Genomic DNA, 19,038 nt, shown 5'->3' with positions numbered 1-19,038 from the left:
ATGAAGGTATTGCATTTGGTCGCCGGCGAATTGACCGGAGGCGCCGCGCGCGGCGCGTACTGGCTGCATCAGGGGCTGCGCTCGCTGGGTGTCGATTCGCTCGTGTACACCAACAGCCAGGTGACCCATGGCGACACCTCGGTGGTGTCCGTCAGCCGCAGCAAGAAGGACAAGATCATCAGCATCGCCAGGAGCCAGGCCGACCAGGCGTTCGCCAGCCTCTATCGTAAACGCCAATCGGGCATGTTCAGCGCCGGGGTGATGGGCGCCGATTTCACCGAAAGCGCGCAATGTCGCGAGGCGGACGTGGTGCATCTGCACTGGGTCAACGGTGGCTTCGTCGACATGAAGCATCTGGCCAAGCTGCGTAAGCCGCTGGTCTGGACCATGCGCGACATGTGGCCGATGACCGGGGGCTGCCATTACGCCATGGGCTGCGAGAAATTCACCACTGGCTGCGGCAGCTGCGACCAGCTGGGCAGCCGTTCCGACCGGGACCTGTCGCGCTTCGTACTCAACCGCAAGCGCAAGTATCTGCCCAAGTCGATGAAGATGATCGGCATCAGCGACTGGGTGTCCGAACAGGCCAGGCAGAGCCTGCTGTTTCGCGACTTCGACGTACGCACCATTCATAACAATGTGGACGCCAGCGAGTTCTTCCCGTTGGACAAGACCTTGGCCCGGCAACTGCTGGGGCTGAACACCGAGAAGAAGATCATTCTTACCGGCTGCACCAGCGCCAAGGACACCTACAAGGGCTTCGGCAAGTACCTCGAGATGCTCGAACATCTCGACCCCGCGCAGTATCACCTGTGCTTCTTCGGCAAGCTGGATCGCTCCGTCGCCGACAGCCTGGGCTTCGACTACACCTCCTTCGGCTATCTGCACGACAGCATCTCGCTGCGGTTGCTGTACTCGGCCGCCGATGTGTTCATCGCACCGAGCCTGATGGAGGCGTTCGGCAAGACCCTGGCCGAAGCCATGGGCTGCGGCACGCCTGTCGTGTGCTTCGATGCGACCGGCCCGAAAGACATCGTGACCCACCTGCATGACGGCTATAAGGCGGCGCCTTTCGAAGCCCGCGGGCTCGCCGAAGGGGTCGAGTGGGTCACTGGCGAGGCCGACTATGCGCAACTTGTGCTCAATGCGCGGGAAAAGATCACCAGCACCTTCGACAGTCCGGTCATCGCTCGCCAATACCAAGCCCTGTACGAGGAAATGCTCGCATGAGCGGTCCGTTCGTCCGTGCAGGGCAGAGCGGTAACGCGTCGTTCACCTGGGCTGCCAACAATCAAACGAATCTGCTCGACGGGGCAGGGCGCCTGCTTGCGCCTGCGTCGGCCAGCGAGCCTCTCACCCCCCTTGTCATCTGGAACCTACAGGTACTCTGAAATGGAAAAGAAACGCGCGCTGATCACCGGTATTACTGGCCAGGACGGTTCCTACCTCGCCGAGTTTCTGCTGGAGAAGGGCTACGAAGTCCATGGCATCAAACGCCGCGCCTCGTTGTTCAACACCCAGCGGGTCGATCACATTTATCAGGACCAGCCTGCCGAGGACCAGAACTTCGTCCTGCATTACGGCGACCTGACCGACTCGTCCAACCTGACTCGCATCATCCAGCAAGTGCAACCCGACGAGGTCTACAACCTGGGTGCGCAGTCGCACGTCGCGGTCAGCTTCGAATCACCCGAGTACACAGCGGATGTCGACGGCATGGGCGCGCTGCGTATCCTCGAGGCCATTCGCCTGCTGGGGCTGGAAAAGAAAACACGTTTCTATCAGGCCTCGACCTCTGAGCTTTACGGGCTGGTGCAGGAAATTCCGCAAAAGGAAACCACCCCGTTCTACCCGCGTTCGCCCTATGCGGTGGCCAAGCTCTACGCCTACTGGATCACCGTCAACTACCGCGAAGCCTACGGCATGTATGCCTGCAACGGCATTCTCTTCAACCACGAGTCGCCGCGTCGTGGTGAGACCTTCGTGACCCGCAAGATTACGCGCGGCCTGGCGAACATTGCCCAGGGCCTGGAGAAGTGCCTGCACATGGGCAACCTCGACGCGCTGCGTGACTGGGGTCATGCCAAGGACTACGTGCGCATGCAGTGGATGATGTTGCAGCAGGAACAGGCCGAAGACTTTGTCATCGCCACCGGTGTGCAGTACTCGGTGCGCGAGTTCATCCAGTGGTCGGCTGCGGAACTGGGGGTCGAACTGCGCTTCGAAGGCAACGGAGTGGATGAACGCGCCATCGTCGCGGGCATCGTCGGCGACAAGGCACCCGCGCTCAAGGTGGGTGACGTCATCGTACGTATCGATCCGCGTTACTTCCGCCCAGCGGAAGTGGAAACCCTGCTCGGCGACCCGAGCCGGGCCAAGGACAAGCTCGGCTGGACCCCGGAAATCAGCGTGCAGGAGATGTGCGCCGAGATGGTCCGCGAAGACCTCAAGGTCGCCCAGCGCCATGCCCTGCTCAAGGAGCACGGCTTTGACATTCCCGTGACACTGGAGAACTGAATATGAATCGTGACGCACGTGTTTTCGTTGCGGGACATCGCGGCATGGTGGGTTCCGCGATTGTCCGCCGCCTGCAGGCGCTGGGTTATCAGAACATCATCACCCGAGGGCGGGAAGAGCTGGATCTGGTCGACCAGGCGGCGGTGAACGCTTTCTTTGCCGAGAATCCGATCGACCAGGTCTATATGGCCTCGGCGAAGGTAGGCGGTATCCACGCCAACAATACATACCCGGCCGAGTTCATCTACCAGAACCTCATGGTCGAGGCGAACATCATCCATGCCGCGCATTGCAACGGCGTCAACAAGTTGCTGTTCCTCGGCTCCTCGTGCATCTACCCGAAGTTCGCCGAGCAGCCGATGAAGGAAGAAGCGCTGGTTACCGGCGTACTCGAGCCAACCAACGAGCCGTACGCGGTGGCCAAGATCGCCGGCATCAAACTGTGCGAAAGCTACAACCGCCAGTACGGTCGCGACTACCGCAGCGTGATGCCCACCAACCTCTATGGCCCCAACGACAATTTCCATCCGGAAAACAGCCATGTGGTGCCGGCCCTGCTCAAGCGCTTCCATGAGGCGACTCAGCGCGGTGACGACGAAGTGGTCATCTGGGGCAGCGGCAAGCCCCAGCGCGAATTCCTCCACGTCGACGACATGGCCGCTGCCAGCGTGCACGTGATGGAACTGGACGATGCGACTTATCAGGCGCATACCCAGCCGATGCTGTCGCATATCAATGTGGGTACGGGCGTCGATTGCAGCATTCGCGAGCTGGCCGAGACCATCGCGCGGGTGACCGAATACCAGGGCCGGCTGACGTTCGATAGCAGCAAGCCGGACGGCACGCCGCGCAAACTGATGGATGTCTCTCGGCTCAAGGCCCTCGGCTGGCAGTCCAGCATCAGCCTGGAGGATGGCCTGCGCGATGCGTATCGCTGGTTCGTCGAAAACCAGCATCAAGCCCGGCATTGACCGACCGGCCCGCGGGCTGCGGCCCGCGCAATCGGCCCTCGTACGATCAGGACGGGAAGGGCTGTCGGCGCCCGGATGAGAACGCAGGTGCATTTGGCTGACAGCAGCGGACTTTTTTGCCGCTGCCGTTGTCCATCCATGGCACATGATTCCTCGCCGTGGTGAACCGCCTATCCCAAGTCGTCAAACCAGGCCGGCTCGGTTCTGTGTTCGCCACGCATATCTGGAAAAATGGGGAAAGCGCTTGTTAAGGAAAGTTCTGGCGTACAAGAATCTGCTGTTCATGCTGCTGTTGCTGAACTCCACCTGCTTCTTCCTGACGGATGACAAGCGGGCCGGAATTCCGTACTTCCAGGAGCTGTTCCTGTTGGTCGTGATAGCGGCGACAGCCTGCCTGTTCGTCGCATGGCGATGGGTTTATCAGTCCAAGACCAGCCTGTGGATCATTTTCATGGGCACCGTGCTGCCGGTCATGTCGGCGGTGCTCGCCAATCTGAATTTTGGCCAGCCCCTGGCGTATGGGTTGCTGGAAGAGCGCCGTTTCTTTCAGTACCTGGTGTTCTTTCCGACCCTGTTCCTGTTGATCAAGGCGGCACCGACCCAGGAAGAACTGGGCAAGTACTTTCTCTACGTCGCCCTGTTCTGCGCCACCCTGGGCTTTGCCTATTACCTGGGCATCATTGCGCAGAACAAGGTGGCTTCCTTCACGGTCGACGACTGGACGCAGTTCGAGGACCTGCTGCGGCCGAATCGCTTCCGCATCGGCTCGGCCTTCGTCACCATCTCGGCCTTCATGCTGATGTACAGCATGAAGGATCGGGTCACGCTCGCAAGACTGGCCATTCTTCTCTACTTCGTGGCCTACCTGTGGCTGGTCATGCAAACCCGGCAGACGATGCTGGTCTGGGCGTTGGCGGGGGTATGGATATTCCGCAAGCGTATCGATTCGCTGATGAAGATGAGCGTGCTCGGCCTTGCGATCCTGGTGGTGTCTTATCTCCTGGCTCCAGAGTTCTATCACGAGCAATACGCCCGATTCGATGCGCTGCTGTTCGATGCCACGGCGGGTCCGGGCGTGAGGGAAAGAACGGTCGCGATCATTCTCGATGCCATCAGCGCCAATAATTATTTCGGCATGGGCGCGTTGTCGCTGCAATGGCAGGGCGGTTTCTCGCGGATATATAACTCGCACTTTTATCTCGCCGACGTCGGCATCTTCGGTGTCTATTATCGCTATGGGTTCCTGACGCCGGTCATCGCGCTGATCTTCTATGGCGGGTTCATCTGGATCATGCGTCACTGTGCGAACAAGGGCCCTCTGCTGGCGGCACTGCAATTGTCCTTCGTGTTCAGCATATTGAATATCACGCTGTCCAACGCCTTGACCTTTTCGGGTGACGTTTATGGCATGGCGGCTGCGTTCTTCCTTTATTACGCGAAGTTGCAAACAGCGAATACTCCTCTTACGACAAATCTCGAACAGGTGAATTATGGTCAGTTTCAGTATCGTAACTATAAACTGGAATAATCTTGATGGCCTGAAGGAAACCTATCGGAGCCTGGCCAGCCAGACTTACCGGAACTTTCGCTGGATCGTTATCGATGGAGCATCCAAGGACGGCAGCGGCGAATGGTTGAAACGCCTGGATGACAGCCAGGCGGAAATAACCATAGAACCGGACAAGGGTATCTACGACGCGATGAACAAAGGGCGTCTGCGTGCCGTCGAGACGCCCGGCTATACGCTCTTTCTCAACAGTGGGGATTCGCTGGCCGATCCGACGGTACTTGAGCGCATCAATGAAGAATTATCGAAAACGACGGTGACGCCGAAGTTCATCTATGGCGACTTCTATCGCAAGGAAGCCAGTGGCGAACTGAAACTCACTGCTGCGAGGCCGATCGAACGCGCACCCCTGGGGCTGCCCGCCAGCCATCAGACGATGTACTTCGAAAACGAGCGGCTGCGTCAGTTCGAGTTCAGGCTCGATTACAAGTTGTCCGCCGATTATTGCCTGTTGCTGGAATTTCTTCAGGGCCTGGATTTGCAGGGTGAAGTGCTGCAATTGCCGTTTCCGCTGTGCATCTTCGATACCACTGGCGTATCGCACAAGCGCCGCTTCGAAGCCATTCGCGAAGACATGGAGATCAGAACCCGTTTTCTGAACTTTTCCAAACCCAACGCCCTGGCACTTTATGTACTGCATTACGTGCATACGCACACCAAGCAGCTACGTTCGTCATTGGGGCGTTGAACACGGCCAGTCTTTCATCCGGAATGAACCATCCTAGGGACAAGGCGCAGGGGGGATTCTATGAACTACCGAAGCCTGAATGATCTATCACGGCTCAGCACTGAATGTGCCGGCAAGATTCCAAACGACATCGATCTGGTGGTCGGCATTCCTCGAAGTGGAATGCTGGTCGCCAGCATCATCGCGCTGAAGCAGAACCTGCCATTGACGGATCTCTATTCGTTCCTGCGCAACGATGAGTTGAAAAAGGGCAACACCCGCACCTACAAACACGCCGAACTGGTCAATCCAAGGGATGCGAAGAAGATCCTGCTGGTGGACGACAGTATCTCATCGGCCAAGTCGATGCGGGCCGCCGAAGAACAGGTGCGCGCCGTCTACGACGGGCACGTGGTGACCATGGCGGTGTTTGCCGAACGGCACAATCGGCACCACGTGGACATGTACCTGGAGCTGGTCGAGCAGCCTCGCGTGTTCGAATGGAATGTCATGCATCACCCCTTTCTGGCCCAGGCCTGCCTGGACATCGACGGGGTGCTGTGTGTCGACCCGACCGTCGAGGAAAACGATGACGGCCCGAACTACCGGGACTTCCTGAGTGGTACGCGCCCGCTGTTCATCCCGTCGGTCAAGGTTGCGCATCTGGTGACCAGTCGCCTGGAAAAGTACCGGGCGCAAACCGAGGACTGGCTGCAGCGCCATGGCGTGCAGTACGGAACCCTGCACATGCTCGACCTGCCCAGCGCTGAAGAGCGGCGGCGCTTGAATATCCATCACAAGTTCAAGGCGGAGGTCTACGCCAAGCAACCGCTGACGCGCCTGTTCGTCGAGAGTGAAGTGCGGCAGGCCATCGAGATCATGAAGCTCAGCGGAAAACCGGTGTACTGCATCGAAACCAATGAAATGTATGCGCCTGGCCAGGTCTACAACCTCAAGGCCAATGCCTTGCGCAAGAGCTACAGCCTGAAGGCCAAACTGGTCGGCAAGGCCAAGTCGATACTGGGCAAATGGGCGATGTTGGTACCCTCATCCAAGGGCTGATGCGTTCCGTCCCGGTCGCCTTGCAAGCGCACGGGACGGAACGGCGAGGGTGTGGCTCAGGCGCCCGGTCCGATACGGCTGCAGTCGCCCTGGCCGACATACTTGCGGAGCACCTCCCACTGCGGACGGTCCACGCCGTCCTTCGGTTCGACGGACAGCTTGTACTTGCCCCAGGAAGAACCCGCAGCCCAGTACGTCATGGGGATGCAATGTTGCTGCAGGTAAGCCAGGAGGTTGTCCATGGCTTCCAGCAGGCGAGGATCATCGGCAGGGATTCCAAACTCGCCGATATGGCCTTGCCTGTCGTGCTTGATCAGCCAGTCGATAAAGGGTTTGACACGTTTGACGCCGAGCATGGTGTCGAAGTCATCCTCCAGCGGCTCCTTGTATTGTCCGCTCCCGTGTTTATCGAGGTACAGGTGGGCGGAAAATATCAACTTGTCGGAGGGGTCTTTCAATTGCAACAGCGGGTCATTGAACTTCGGCCAGTGAAGGCTGCTGGACCAGAAGTTTCCCTCGATGAACAGCGGGCGATCCTTGTCGTGTTTCCTGATGGCATCGATACCGGCCTGCGCCGCCGCCGGCCAATATTCATCGGCGCCGTGAGGCTCATTCATGATGTCGTAGGCGTAAAGCCCTGGCTGATCCTTCCAGCGTTTGGCAATACGCTCCAGCAGATCCTGGTAGGCCGATATCGGAACAGCTTCGGTTCCAATGAGCTGTTTCTGATAGCGGGCGTAGTTATGGATGTCGAGGATGACCCTCATGTCGTTGTCGGCGGCCTGCTGAAATGTCTGTTCGATCAGTTGTGCATAATCTTCGTCGAGTTCGGCGTTCAACTCGCGTTGCAGACGTTCCCACATGATGGGGAATCGAATGGTCTGGATGCCCTTGTCTTTCCACTGCGAAAGGTAGCCGGGGGCGGGGAAGAAATAATTTGTTTTATATTTTCCGGGAATGACATTGCCGGAAAACGCGGCGCCGCCGATGTTCAGCCCGATCAGATCAATATTTTCCGCCTGGCTAGCGGCACTCCCGAGCACCAGCATGAGTCCGAGGAGTATTCCTTTTGATCGTTGTGAAGCGCTATGTGTCCTTAACATCTGATTACCTCTTTCTACTCTTTGGGAAGACACCGCGGCAGCGGCTGCTTCGTTTGTCCGACACGGGCAGGCATTGTTCATTTTTTTCAGGCGAATCTTCAGCGCTGCGCGTTGACCTCGGGTTCCTCGCAGCGCGCCCCAACGACTTTCATTGGTTTACAGACAGAGAAGCTATTTATGAAAAATCCCCTCGCCAAAAGGATGGATCCTTTGATAGGGAAGCTAAAACTATTGGATGAAGTGGATACGGGACCTTTTATCTGCGAGTTGAAGAAGCGCGAGTCGCCGACGATCCTCGGGTTTCTCAACCAGCACGGCTACAACATCGCGCAGCGCCACTCTTCGGTGCTCGAGAGTTTTCTGCAGGTCAACTATCTGCTGCGCGATGGCATCGGGATCAAGATCGCCTGCCTGTTCAACGGGCGTGACCCGAAGGCCAACCTCAATGGATCGGACTTCATTCCGGAGCTGATCGACGAGTTGGTAGGCGATGCCGAGGATCACTACGAGCTGTTCGCCATGGGCACGCGTGAACCCTGGCTGAGCGACGGTGCGCGCAAGCTCTTCGGGGATCGCAGGTTCCATGCGGTGGATGGGTTCCAGCGCTCCGAGGACTATCTGGCGTTCTATCAGCAGCACCATGTCCCGGGGCGCTTTCCGATCATCGTGCTGGCGATGGGCATGCCCAAGCAGGAGCATGTGGCGCTGCATCTGCAAAAGTCGATGAACACACGCGCACTGCTGATCTGCGGTGGCGCCATCCTGGATTTTTCAGCGCAGCGCTTTCCGCGCGCACCGATGCTGTTTCGCCGGTTCGGGCTGGAATGGGCGTTCCGCATGCTCATCGAGCCCCGGCGGCTGTTCAAGCGCTACGCGGTGGGCATCCCGTTGTTCTTTTATTATCTGTCGCGTAATGCGTTCTCCGGTGCACGGCGTGTTGGCGGCTGGAACGTGCTCAAGCGCGAACCCTGATCGCGGTGCCGCTCGGCCAGGGAGGCCGGCGGCGATAACCGGGGCGGCTGGACGGGCAACCCGCCTTACCGGGGGATGACGCGCAGGGTCACCAGCAAGCTGAACAGGTAGTGCGCCGAGAGCACTAGCGCATAGAGCACAAGCACTGCCGTGATCGACAGGCTGAGAAGGTGCGCGACGGCGAAGCAGCCAAGCGTCAGTACCGTGCGCTGTACGTTCAGCATCAACAGCAGGCGCTGACCTTCGAACACCGATAACAGGTGAGACGCCGGTGCATGCATGAACTGGAATAGCAGGTAGATCGCCATCACCGACGCCAGCTCGCCGGCCTGGGCCCACTGAGCGCCGAACGCCAGTGCGAACAGCGCCTCGCCGAAAACCAGCAGAATAAGGGTTGGCGCAATCGCGAGCAGCAGCAGGCGTTTGATCACTGCGTGCGTCACATTGCGAATATCGGCAGGTCGCTTGCGCCCGATTGAGGCGATTTCCGCGTAGTACGCCTTGCTGGTCGAATGCCCCAGCAGGTTCATCGGCAAGGCCAGCGTCATCATCGCCAGGCCGAGCTGTCCCGTCGTCTGGGCGTCATACAGCGCTGCGGTCAGTAGCAGCGGTGCCTGGCTGGAAAAGATCTGCAGCAGTTGCGAAGGCAAGCGGTAGGTCGGGAAGCTGCTGTAATGCCTTAGCATGAACCAGGCTCGCCGCCGCGTAACGTGGCGCCAGTACTGTCTTACATCCGCTCCAAACAGCCTCAACAGCGACATCGTCCCCGCGCCAGCGCCCAATACCTGGCCAGCCAGAAGCCCGAGCGGTTTCATACCCATTACGCCCAACGCAATCTTTGCAATCGAACCAACGGCACTCTGCTGCAGTTGAGTGCGCGCGATCGCCGGATAGGCGCGCCGGCGCACCGCCCAAATCAGCAACACCTCGTACACGCCCGCACTGATCAGGGCGATGACCAGCATCCAGCTGTACGGGATGAGTGCCTGCGCCGAGACCAGGCTCAGCACGGTCGGACCGGCGAGCCACAGCAACGTGCCCAGGACCAGGGCCATCACGGCGATGAGGCTGGCTGACAGCACCATCAGCGCCATGGCTGTGCTGTCTCTGCGGGGCAGTGGCACTGCCAGCTCATAGCGCAACGTCATCAAGGGCGTGAGAATCAGCAGTAGGGCGGTGAATACCGACAGCACGCCGAAGTGCTCGGGGCTGTAGATTCGGGTGAGGATGGGAATCGCGGCCAGCCCCACGATCCGCGCCAGCCCGTTGCCAACCGCCAGGGTCGCCATGCCCTTGAACACCTTGGCGGACGATCCTCCCGCCAGCCATTGCCTGGCTGCAATGCGCTTGACCATAAAACCGAGGCCTGGCACTGGCACTCCTCCCTGTGAGCGGTGCATGACGGTGTGCATCCTTCATGCAGGTGGGTCGTCAATCGATACCCTGGTATCCAACGGCTCGATGGCGCTTGGCTTGTTGATTGCGTATATGAAGCCGTAGCGGCGCAAAAGTTTCTGTCGATGCAGCCTGTCGGGCCGTTGCGGTCGTTATGTGGCGCGCAGATCCCGCTGTCGCTGCGCTGAACGGGAGAGGCGCGGATGGTCCAGGGCGTCTTTCCGGTCATACGCGGTGCCGCGCTATCCGCCCACGTCCGGCCCGGTTGTCTTCAGTGGCTGCCCCACGCCCTCTACGTAGCTCAGCTCACCGTCCACCAGCCGAGCGGGCGAAGTGAAGGGGTGAGGCGTCAGTCGCTGCGCGTCCTGAATGTGCAGCACGTCGATCCCGCGCAGCTTCAGCACGTCCGAGACCATGGACCGATGACAGCGCCACCAGAGCACTTCGGCGCACATCATTGCGGTGCGTTGTGTCGCGGCCAGACGCAGGAGCTGCGCCAGCCCACGGGCGAACTCATCGGTTTTCAGGTGCTCGGCGTAGCCCCGGAAGGACGCGTTGCGCCAGGCGCTGGTGCTCGCGCCCGGGGGCGGGCGCCGCCGACCGCCTAATGACTCTATCCATTCGTAGGCGATGCCTCGCTCGGACAGCGCGGCTGCGAGATTCGCCGAAAGGAACTGCGGTAACCGCCTCGATCCCGGAAAGCGGCGAACATCCGCAACGGCCTCGATGCCGTAGTGCTCCAGCACGGCGATGAACGCCTCAGGCGTGCGGGTGGAATGGCCGATGGTCCAGATTTGACGCGGCACGGACGTGGTCATTCGATTCTGCTCAGCGCGCTGCCCTTGTGCATCGCCACATGGCCGGTCTTGTCGCTCTCGATCTCGTATTGCGGCGTCTGCGGGCTGGCCCGACGCCTACGGCCTTTGAAGTCGGTGTCCTCGACATGGACCTTAATGATGCGTCCTGTCACGAATCCCGCCTCGGAATTCCATCGGACGTGGTCGCCAACCTTGAATGTGTGATGCGCCATGGCTGCTCCGGTTGTTGTCGGGTCGCCTGCCGATTGTCATCCCAGGGTGACGCTTTCGCTGCAGAACGAGCGTTTCAGGAATAACCAGGGCGGAAGTCCCTCTTCCTCTCTTATAAGCAAGACCGGAAAGAGCGGTTCCTTGCTCTTACCGTTCGTCGGTTATCGCCATAGCCAATATCGGCTTCTGTGACTTGGTTCATTCAAAAAAATGACGCCGACGGAGTATTAGCGAAACGGTTTAAAGCGGCTCGTGGGCTATCGAGCGTACTGGCACAAGGACACTTTCTAATAGCGGATTAATGGCCGGTCAAAAATGTGACGGCAGCTTGGCGCTCTAAAGCCGTCAAAAAAATTTTGAATCGTTTTGCAAACCTATTATAAAGGCGCCACGCAACGGATTGCCGGTTCACCTACTGGTAATCCGGCGTCGTTGTAACGCGGTTCGTCCGGTGGCGCTAAGTGCAGCATCTGTCCCAGTAAAGCGCCTGTACGACTCAAATTTAAAACTCCCGCCACTTTTTTAAAGGCTTCGGCCTTTTGAAGTATTAAGTTCCGGAGAGACTGAATGTCTATCAATGTAATTACTGGTGCCCCCAGGGCACTCGTTCGTTCCATCGCTTTTGCTACCGTATTTGGCGCCGTCGCGTTCACTGGCGAAGCGGCTGCCGCGATTACCGTAAGTGCGTCCTCTGCGACTGCCTTCACTTCTCCAATCAACAAGTTCACCAGCACCGACTTCTTGAACGGTGTATGGCGCCGCACCGCTGGCCTGTCCATTCCCGCCAGCTCTGCCGCAATTGCCGCCTTCAAGCCGGGCGTGCAGATCAAGTTTGCCGATGGCCAGGTTCGCAAGATCACCAAGGTCTACGTCGTAGGCAGCAACCTCAGCATCTACGTCGATGGCGGCCTTCTTGACGGTGGCAAGGTCGGTGCACCGCGCACCATCAGCACCGTGGTCGCTTCCACAGGATCGCCTTCGGCCACCGCGCCGGCTCCTGCGCCGACTGCACCGAGCAGCTCGCACTCTGCCGTTCTGAACAATTTCACCAGCGCCGATTGGGACAAGGGGATTTATCGCAAGTCGCCCGGCTTCTCGATCCCGGATACCGCTGCCAACAAGGCTGCATTCGTGGTCGGCGCTTCGGCCAAGCTGGCAGACGGTCAGGTACGCAAGATCACCGCCGTCTACGACACCGGTGCGCATCTCTCCGTCATGATGGGCGGCTCTGCGCTCTCTGGCAGCGCCGTTGGCTATCCGAAAACCGTCAGCGTTGCGTCCGGCTCCACCGGCACGACCACGCCTCCGGCTAGCGTAACGCCGACACCGACACCGACACCGACACCGACCGCACCCAGCAACACGTTTAGCGCAGGCCTGAACAGCTTCACCAACTCGGACTGGGAAAACGGCATTTACCGTAAAGGCGCCGGCTTCTCCGTTCCTGACAACGCTGCCAACAAGGCTGCGTTCGTGGTGGGCTCTTCGGTGAAACTGGCCGATGGCCAGGTGCGCAAGGTTAACGCGGTCTATGACGTGGGCGCTCACCTGTCCGTCATGCTGAGCGGCACGGCCCTGTCGGCCAGCGCCGTTGGCTATCCGAAGACCATCAGCGTGGTATCGAGCACCGGCACAACCACACCGCCGGCGAACGTTGCCCCGACGCCGACCCCAACCCCGGCACCGACTCCGGCGCCAGCGCCGACACCTGCTCCCCCCGTCGTCAGTGACGGCAGCGGTATCAACCTGGTGGGCGTGAACTTCGGTTCCGGCGTGTTCGACCCGTCGAACGTACCGGGCATCTACAACAAGGGTTACACCTACGCGGACGAGTCCTACTACAAGCGCCACGCCGGCCTGGGCTTCAAGCTGATCCGTCTGGGCTTCCTCTGGGAGCGAATCCAGCCCAAGCTGGGTACCGAACTGGACGCCGCCGAATTGGGCCGCATCAAGCAGTCGCTCGATTACGCGCAGAAGTACGGCATCAAGGTCATCCTTGATATGCACAACTACTACCGCTACTACGGCAAGGTAATCAACTCGCCGGAAGTACCGCGCGCGCAGTTCGCTGAAACCTGGCGCAAGATCGCCGTGCAGGTGTCCAAGCACCCGGCCCTGTATGGCTACGGTCTGATGAACGAGCCGTACAACACCGGCAACAACCTCTGGCCGCAGACGGCGCAGGCAGCGGGACAGGCGATTCGTAAGGTCGACCCGAGCAAGTGGATCATGATCGCTGGCGACCGTTACTCCAGTGCCTTCCATTGGCAGAAGTACAACACCCAGTTGATCAACGATCCATGGATGCGCGATCCGAAGAACAACCTGGTTTACGAAGCGCACCAGTACCTGGACTACGATTACTCGGGCACCTATCGCAATCGTGCCGAAACCTTCGCGCCGAACCTGGGCGTCGAGCGGGTCAAGCCGTGGGTAGAGTGGTTGAAGGCCAACAAGCTGCGCGGTTTCCTTGGCGAGCATGGCATCCCGGACTTCTCTCCGTCTGCCGTAGTCGCCACTGACAACCTGCTGGCCTACCTGAACCAGAACTGCATCCCGAGCACCTACTGGGCTGCCGGTCCTCGCTGGGGCGAGAACATCATGGCGCTGGACGTTACAAGCGGTAAGCACCGTCCTCAGTTGGCTCCGCTGCAAAAGCATGCCGCTGCCAAGAAGACTTGCTCCACCATCGGTCCGCTGTAAATCGCGACCGGTATGAAAGAACGGGCCCTCGGGCCCGTTTTTTTTTGTCTCGCTTATATGGCGGGCATCAAATAAGCGCGCTGCTCGTCGGCTGCGGTTTCGTTTGGCGGACACCTGCGGCCGGTTAAACGACTTATGGTGGTCAGTAACCCGTTTCGCTTGTTTTTCATGCCGTTACGCTTAAATGCAGTCGCCACGCGGCTTGTCGTTATATCGAAGGCAACTTGCCATTAATTACGCGAGAGAAACAGGGGTGCCGCACAACTCCGGATAATTACGCGGCCTTGCTTGAGGCGCGTGGAAATAATGGAACTCGAAAATAGCGCCCCGGTCACCTTATATGTGCGCACCGAAAATTACACAGTTCGCGGTCCACCGCAGTTGCTGTGTTCCTACGGACCGTGGTCTTCCGGCCAAGCCATATAAAGGTGAATCAAATGACTACACCCGACGAAGAAATCACCGGTTACGGTGGCCTACCCAAGACCGGCCCCGACACCTCATCGACAACCTCCACACCCACCAGCGGGAGTCAGTCCGGGTCCGGCACGACAACCGGGAACGTGACTGAGGATGCCAAAGCCAAGGCCCGGCAGGCGGCCGACGAGGTCAAGACCCAGGTCAAAAACCAGGGCAAAAGCCAGCTCGAAGGCTATCGTGAAACCGCAGCCGACGAACTCGAAAAGGTTGCGCAGAGCGCCAAGGCGGCTGCCGAACAGCTGGAAGGGCAGGATCGTCTAGGGTTGTCCAACTATGTATCGACCCTGGCGCAGAGCATGGGCAGGTTCTCCGAGGATCTGCGCGGCAAGAACGTCGACGAGTTGCTCCAGGACGTTAACCGGCTGGCACGCAACAACCCGGGTCTGTTCATCGCCGGTAGCGTTGCGCTGGGCTTTGGTCTGACTCGTTTCGCCCGTGCCTCCAGCAAGCGAGTCGCGCAGGACGGCTACAGCCACGGCCATGACAGCTCGACCTCGTTCTCATCCTCGGCCAGTTCTTATGGTGCCTCCGAGAGCGGGCATCTGTCCGATCAGGATGAGCTCAACGACCGCCTGAACACCGGCGAATCGGGAACCATCGGCAGCATCAGCAATGCCGGGACCTCGTCTACCACCGGCGCTGCCTCCCGACCTGCGACCCCATCCGGAACAGGCATGGGCGGCACAACCGGCACGTCCGGGACCGGACTTGGCTCCAGCGGGACCAACGCCGGCACGAACAGCGGGTTGGGCTCTACGTCGGGAACGGGTCTCGGCTCCACTTCCAGCCGCGACGGCAAAGGTACTGATGGAGGGCTTTTCCCATGAGCGAAGCACGTAACACAACCAATACGACCTCGGTGAATCCGACCGAACCCGGCGTGCGCGCCGAGAACGACAGTTCCGTCGGCGGCCTTCTGCGGCAGTTGACCCACGAAGTGCCGTCCCTGGTGACCAAGGAGCTGGCACTGGCGAAAGCCGAGCTGAGCGAATCGCTGCGGGCCACCAAAGCCGGCGCGGCGAGTGTCGCAACGGGCGGCGCGGTGCTGCTCGGCGGGTTCATCGTCCTGCTGATGTCGGCGGTCTATGGCCTGAGCAAACTCATGGAGCCCTGGCTCGCTGCGCTGATCGTCGGCGCCGTGGTCGTGGTGATTGGCTTGATCATGGTGTCGGCCGGCAAGAAGAAATTCGAGGCGTCCTCATTCAAGCCCGAGCGCACCATCCACTCGGTCAACAAGGATAAAGAAGCCGTCAAGGGGCACACATCATGAGCACACGCAATCAGATCGATGCCGAAGCGCAAAAGGATCCCGCAGAGCTGGAGCGCGAGATCGACCAACAGCGAGCCGAGATTGGCAATATCGTCAACGCGCTGGAAAACAAGCTGTCCCCGGGTGAACTCATCGATACCGCGATGAGCTATATGAAAGGCGGCAGCGGTGAGTTCTTTTCCAATCTGAGCAATACGGTCAAGGCCAATCCCGTCCCGACGGTGCTGACGTCCATCGGCTTGCTCTGGCTGATGGCGGGGCAAAATCGCCAACCACATTCGAGCGTGACCACGACGCGCTACACCGGCGACTCGACCGGCCCCTCGATGGGCGAAAAACTTTCCGCCAAGACGGCGGGCCTCAAGGAACAGGGTGCGGGGATAAAGGACAAGGCCAGCCAGATGAGCCACAGCGTCTCCGAGTCCATTGGCAACGCGCGTGCGCGGGCCAGCGATTCCACGCGCCATGCTTCAGAGCGTTTGCGCGGTGGCGCCGATCGGGCTCGCGGAGGCTTCAATCATCTGCTGGAAGAGCAACCGTTGGCACTGGGTGCCATCGGCATTGCGCTGGGCGCGCTGCTTGCCGCCTCCATACCACCGACGCGTCGTGAAGACGAGGCGCTGGGCGAGGTGAGCGACCGCGTAACCGACCGGCTGCGGCACAAGGCCGAAGAGGGTTACCAGAAAGTCTCGGCCAAGGGTGAGGAAGTTGCCGCGCAGGTCAAGCAGAGTACCAGCGGCAGCGAATCCAGTCGCACAAGCTCCAGCACCACCTCCAGCTCCAACGCGCCGGACCCGACATCCGCCGGGCTGTAACGTGCTGATGCCGCATCGCCAGATGCGGCAATCTTTTCGCCGGTGTGGGCTTGAGTCCGCACCGGCGAAATCCGATAATGCGCCGCTCCAAGCCGGTGTAGCTCAGTAGGTAGAGCAGCGCATTCGTAATGCGAAGGTCGGGGGTTCGACTCCTCTCACCGGCACCAATGAGATCAAAGGGTTAGCTTCGGCTAGCCCTTTTTCGTTTATAGCGGTGTCTCACAAGTGTCCCGTTCTTGTCTCAGCAATGCGAGAGGCGAATGGGTGAGGGCGGTCGCGAAGTGATCCGGCGCCAGGTGTGAGTAGCGCATGGTCATCTTGATATCGCCATGCCCCAGGATTCGTTGCAGTGTGAGGATGTTGCCGCCCTGCATCATGTAGTGGCTGGCGAACGTGTGCCGCAGGATGTGGGTCAGCTGGCCGGGGGTATGCAGACCGGTGCGTTCGTAGGCTTTGCGGAACGCCGATCGACAGGAGCTGAACAGCCTGCCCGATCCTGGGTAGCCACGCTCGAGAAGCAATTTCACCAGATCATCAGGCACCGGGATCGACCGAACGCGTCCATTCTTCGTCCGAGAGAACCGAACCTGCCCATTGGCGAGCTGATTGCGGGTGATCGATTCGGCCTCATCCCAGCGAGCACCGGTAGCCAGACACAGCTTGGCGACAGGCAGGGTATGGCTGTTTGTGGAACGGGCGCACTCGCTCAGCACTAATCGACATTCGTCCAGGGTGAGAAAGGTCAGCTCGGTTTCGTCGATACGCAGTTGCCGCAGATTGGCGAGCGGGTTGGCTTCATGCCAGACGCCCAGGCGGATCAGTTCGTTGAAGACGGCTTTCAGGTAGCGGTGTTCATGGTTGACCGTTGCCGGGGTGCAGCTTTTGAGCCGTTCGGCCCGGTAGCGACTGAACTCCAGGGCCGTCAGCGATGAGGCAATCGGGTTACCCAGGGCTTCGACAATCGCCAGGGTGCGCCCGTAGCGACGCTGATCCTTGAGCTGTACCCCGTGCAGCTCGTACCAGACTTGCACCAGATCGGCCAAGCGCTCACCCGGATCACGGCCACGGCGGCTATAGTCACGGCGCAGTTCTGCGACCCATCGTTCGGCTTCGCTTCGGGTACGAAAGGCGCGTTTGCGCTTGCGGATGCCAGCGGTTCTATCCAGCCAGAAGTCGACGTCCCAACCGTTCGGTCCCTTGGTGATCAAACGGCACGCCCCCAGCGAACATGGCGTTCCTCAAGCAATGCTTTGATGTGCTTGTACAGGTCTCGCTCGCTCATCTCCTTGGCGGCGTAGTGGTCCCGGATGACCGGCCAGCAATCCCATTGCTGTAGGGTCTCGAATGCTTTCTTAGCGCCCACCCGCTCCCTTGCTAGCAGGCTTACGAAGTTTCCCAGGAACAGCTCCACGTTCTTGCCCGAGAAGCCTCGAGAGGTCTTGTAGTAGCGCTTGTATTCGGTGTCATCGATCAGTGAATCCACGGCCACATCGACCCGCACGTCATCGCGCATCAGTGTCCAGATCGGCTCGTAGTAACCGGGGCGGGCGATCAGCTTGAACTGGCGCAGACCGTAGCGCCACAGACCGTCCAGATGGGCGGAGAAGGTCGCAAAGGAGTCCGTGTCGATGGCTTTGCCGGTCTTCACGTCAATCGAGCCGCTGGCGAACTGCTGGATGATCGAATGGTGATAACGCAGCTCGACCCGCCACACGTCCTGGGCTGGATCGTAGTTGTCCGGATCAGCCGCATCGAACGAATCCCGACGCCGCCAGAGGCTTTCCCAGAAGTCGAGCTTGTCCGTTGCGCGGGCCTGCTCGGTCTTGTTGTAGATGCACAGCTGCACGCCACCGGCAGAGCCGAACATGGACGTTTCCCCGCGACCGTAAACGCTGGACTTGGTGGCCCACTCGATTTGGTTGATGCCCGAGATATCGCGGTGCGTTCTGGCTCGGCAATGCAGTCGGGCGACCAGATCGACCGGGGGCTTCCAGCCTTGCAGGTCCAAGGCGAGGTGGACGGCGCACTGGTTGCGTTCCCGGTGAGTCATTACGGCGGCCGCGTAGTAATCCATACGCTCTTGCAGCCGTTCCGGTGACAGCGTGTCGATGGCGTGCGGCGACACCTCGATTTTCAAGTGCGGGCCGATGTGTTCGAGCTTAGCGTTGAAGTTCTTGATGAGCAGGATGAAGCCCAGGTCGGCGTTCTGCAGCTTGTACTGGTAGCCCGAGTCCCGGCCCACACGGCCCGAGTGCCAGATGTGCCCGGCGAACTCGACCATCGCGCCCGGCTTCTCGAACAGCGCCATGATTTCCGGGCGGATCAATCCGCGGTACAGCTGGCGAACCGTATCGACGCCGCAGCGCAGCAGCCGAACGCCTGAGAGGTCCTTGAAGCCCGTATAGCCAATGTCCAGAAAAAGCCGGCCTTTGCTGCTTTCTTCGCCGGTCGTTCGATCAACGCGGATGAAATCTTTAACTTGCATCGG

17 protein-coding genes and 1 tRNA gene are annotated in these 19,038 nt (G+C 59.8%); 12 read left to right on the top strand and 6 right to left on the bottom strand.

Going from position 1 to position 19,038, the window contains the following annotated elements; translation table 11 throughout:
• The 6 genes from GQA94_RS19290 to GQA94_RS19265 all read left to right on the top strand — a co-directional run bounded on the left by GQA94_RS19290 (nucleotide 1) and on the right by GQA94_RS19265 (nucleotide 6,784).
• Complete coding sequence (locus tag GQA94_RS19290; protein ID WP_158189520.1) at nucleotides 1–1,230, top strand: glycosyltransferase family 4 protein; 1,230 nt, start codon at nucleotides 1–3, stop codon at nucleotides 1,228–1,230.
• A 162-nt stretch (nucleotides 1,231–1,392) separates the two neighbouring features.
• Nucleotides 1,393–2,517, top strand: coding sequence for a GDP-mannose 4,6-dehydratase (gene gmd, locus GQA94_RS19285; RefSeq protein ID WP_158189519.1), 1,125 nt, complete (start codon nucleotides 1,393–1,395; stop codon nucleotides 2,515–2,517).
• A gap of 2 nt (nucleotides 2,518–2,519) precedes the next feature.
• Nucleotides 2,520–3,488 carry a GDP-L-fucose synthase gene (gene fcl, locus GQA94_RS19280; RefSeq protein ID WP_158189518.1) on the top strand — a complete coding sequence of 323 codons (969 nt, stop codon included), beginning with the start codon at nucleotides 2,520–2,522 and terminating at the stop codon, nucleotides 3,486–3,488.
• A gap of 244 nt (nucleotides 3,489–3,732) precedes the next feature.
• The gene (locus GQA94_RS19275) at nucleotides 3,733–5,016 is read left to right on the top strand and encodes a hypothetical protein (RefSeq protein ID WP_233270185.1); all 1,284 of its coding nucleotides are present in this window, start codon (nucleotides 3,733–3,735) and stop codon (nucleotides 5,014–5,016) included.
• Nucleotides 4,979–5,743 (top strand): glycosyltransferase, encoded by a 765-nt coding sequence (locus GQA94_RS19270; RefSeq protein ID WP_158189517.1) that lies wholly within the window; start codon nucleotides 4,979–4,981, stop codon nucleotides 5,741–5,743. The genes GQA94_RS19275 and GQA94_RS19270 overlap by 38 nt, the downstream gene beginning before the upstream one ends.
• A 60-nt stretch (nucleotides 5,744–5,803) precedes the next feature.
• Nucleotides 5,804–6,784, top strand: a complete 981-nt coding sequence (locus GQA94_RS19265) for a phosphoribosyltransferase family protein (RefSeq protein ID WP_158189516.1) — start codon at nucleotides 5,804–5,806, stop codon at nucleotides 6,782–6,784.
• A gap of 56 nt (nucleotides 6,785–6,840) precedes the next feature.
• Here GQA94_RS19265 and GQA94_RS19260 read toward each other — a convergent pair whose 3' ends face one another.
• Nucleotides 6,841–7,968 (bottom strand): glycoside hydrolase family 5 protein, encoded by a 1,128-nt coding sequence (locus GQA94_RS19260; RefSeq protein WP_233270184.1) that lies wholly within the window; start codon nucleotides 7,966–7,968, stop codon nucleotides 6,841–6,843.
• A gap of 120 nt (nucleotides 7,969–8,088) precedes the next feature.
• Between GQA94_RS19260 and GQA94_RS19255 the strand changes: the two genes are divergently transcribed.
• Nucleotides 8,089–8,859: a WecB/TagA/CpsF family glycosyltransferase gene (locus GQA94_RS19255; protein ID WP_158190173.1), complete on the top strand. Its 771-nt coding sequence runs from the start codon at nucleotides 8,089–8,091 to the stop codon at nucleotides 8,857–8,859.
• Nucleotides 8,860–8,924: 65 nt separating this feature from the next.
• On the opposite strand, the gene GQA94_RS19250 is transcribed toward GQA94_RS19255, so the two are convergent.
• The 3 genes from GQA94_RS19250 to GQA94_RS19240 form a co-directional block, all read right to left on the bottom strand.
• On the bottom strand, nucleotides 8,925–10,214 hold the full coding sequence (locus GQA94_RS19250) for an oligosaccharide flippase family protein (protein ID WP_158189515.1): 1,290 nt from the start codon (nucleotides 10,212–10,214) through the stop codon (nucleotides 8,925–8,927).
• A 282-nt stretch (nucleotides 10,215–10,496) separates the two neighbouring features.
• The gene (locus GQA94_RS19245) at nucleotides 10,497–11,072 is read right to left on the bottom strand and encodes a DUF488 family protein (protein WP_158189514.1); all 576 of its coding nucleotides are present in this window, start codon (nucleotides 11,070–11,072) and stop codon (nucleotides 10,497–10,499) included.
• Entirely contained in the window at nucleotides 11,069–11,284 is a 216-nt protein-coding gene (locus tag GQA94_RS19240) for a DUF2945 domain-containing protein (RefSeq protein WP_158189513.1), read from the bottom strand. Before GQA94_RS19240 ends, GQA94_RS19245 begins: the two co-directional genes overlap by 4 nt.
• A 565-nt stretch (nucleotides 11,285–11,849) precedes the next feature.
• On the opposite strand from GQA94_RS19240, the gene GQA94_RS19235 reads away from it, so the two are divergent.
• From GQA94_RS19235 to GQA94_RS19215, 5 genes are all read left to right on the top strand, one after another.
• Complete coding sequence (locus GQA94_RS19235) at nucleotides 11,850–13,985, top strand: glycoside hydrolase family 5 protein (RefSeq protein WP_158189512.1); 2,136 nt, start codon at nucleotides 11,850–11,852, stop codon at nucleotides 13,983–13,985.
• A 437-nt stretch (nucleotides 13,986–14,422) separates the two neighbouring features.
• The gene (locus GQA94_RS19230; RefSeq protein WP_233270183.1) at nucleotides 14,423–15,292 is read left to right on the top strand and encodes an apolipoprotein A1/A4/E family protein; all 870 of its coding nucleotides are present in this window, start codon (nucleotides 14,423–14,425) and stop codon (nucleotides 15,290–15,292) included.
• Entirely contained in the window at nucleotides 15,289–15,735 is a 447-nt protein-coding gene (locus GQA94_RS19225) for a phage holin family protein (RefSeq protein ID WP_158189511.1), read from the top strand. The genes GQA94_RS19230 and GQA94_RS19225 overlap by 4 nt, the downstream gene beginning before the upstream one ends.
• Nucleotides 15,732–16,550: a DUF3618 domain-containing protein gene (locus GQA94_RS19220; RefSeq protein WP_158189510.1), complete on the top strand. Its 819-nt coding sequence runs from the start codon at nucleotides 15,732–15,734 to the stop codon at nucleotides 16,548–16,550. Before GQA94_RS19225 ends, GQA94_RS19220 begins: the two co-directional genes overlap by 4 nt.
• Nucleotides 16,551–16,641: 91 nt before the next feature.
• Nucleotides 16,642–16,717, top strand: a tRNA-Thr gene (locus tag GQA94_RS19215).
• A 39-nt stretch (nucleotides 16,718–16,756) separates the two neighbouring features.
• Here GQA94_RS19215 and GQA94_RS19210 read toward each other — a convergent pair.
• Nucleotides 16,757–17,758: a phage integrase gene (locus tag GQA94_RS19210; protein WP_158189509.1), complete on the bottom strand. Its 1,002-nt coding sequence runs from the start codon at nucleotides 17,756–17,758 to the stop codon at nucleotides 16,757–16,759.
• Nucleotides 17,755–19,035, bottom strand: coding sequence for a hypothetical protein (locus GQA94_RS19205; protein WP_158189508.1), 1,281 nt, complete (start codon nucleotides 19,033–19,035; stop codon nucleotides 17,755–17,757). Before GQA94_RS19205 ends, GQA94_RS19210 begins: the two co-directional genes overlap by 4 nt.
• Nucleotides 19,036–19,038 lie beyond the last annotated feature (3 nt).

The sequence above is a fragment of the Stutzerimonas stutzeri genome (genome assembly GCF_009789555.1).
Lineage (GTDB): Bacteria > Pseudomonadota > Gammaproteobacteria > Pseudomonadales > Pseudomonadaceae > Stutzerimonas > Stutzerimonas stutzeri_R.
Note: the sequence above shows the minus strand (reverse complement) of the source record. Positions and strands in the feature narration are given on the sequence as shown.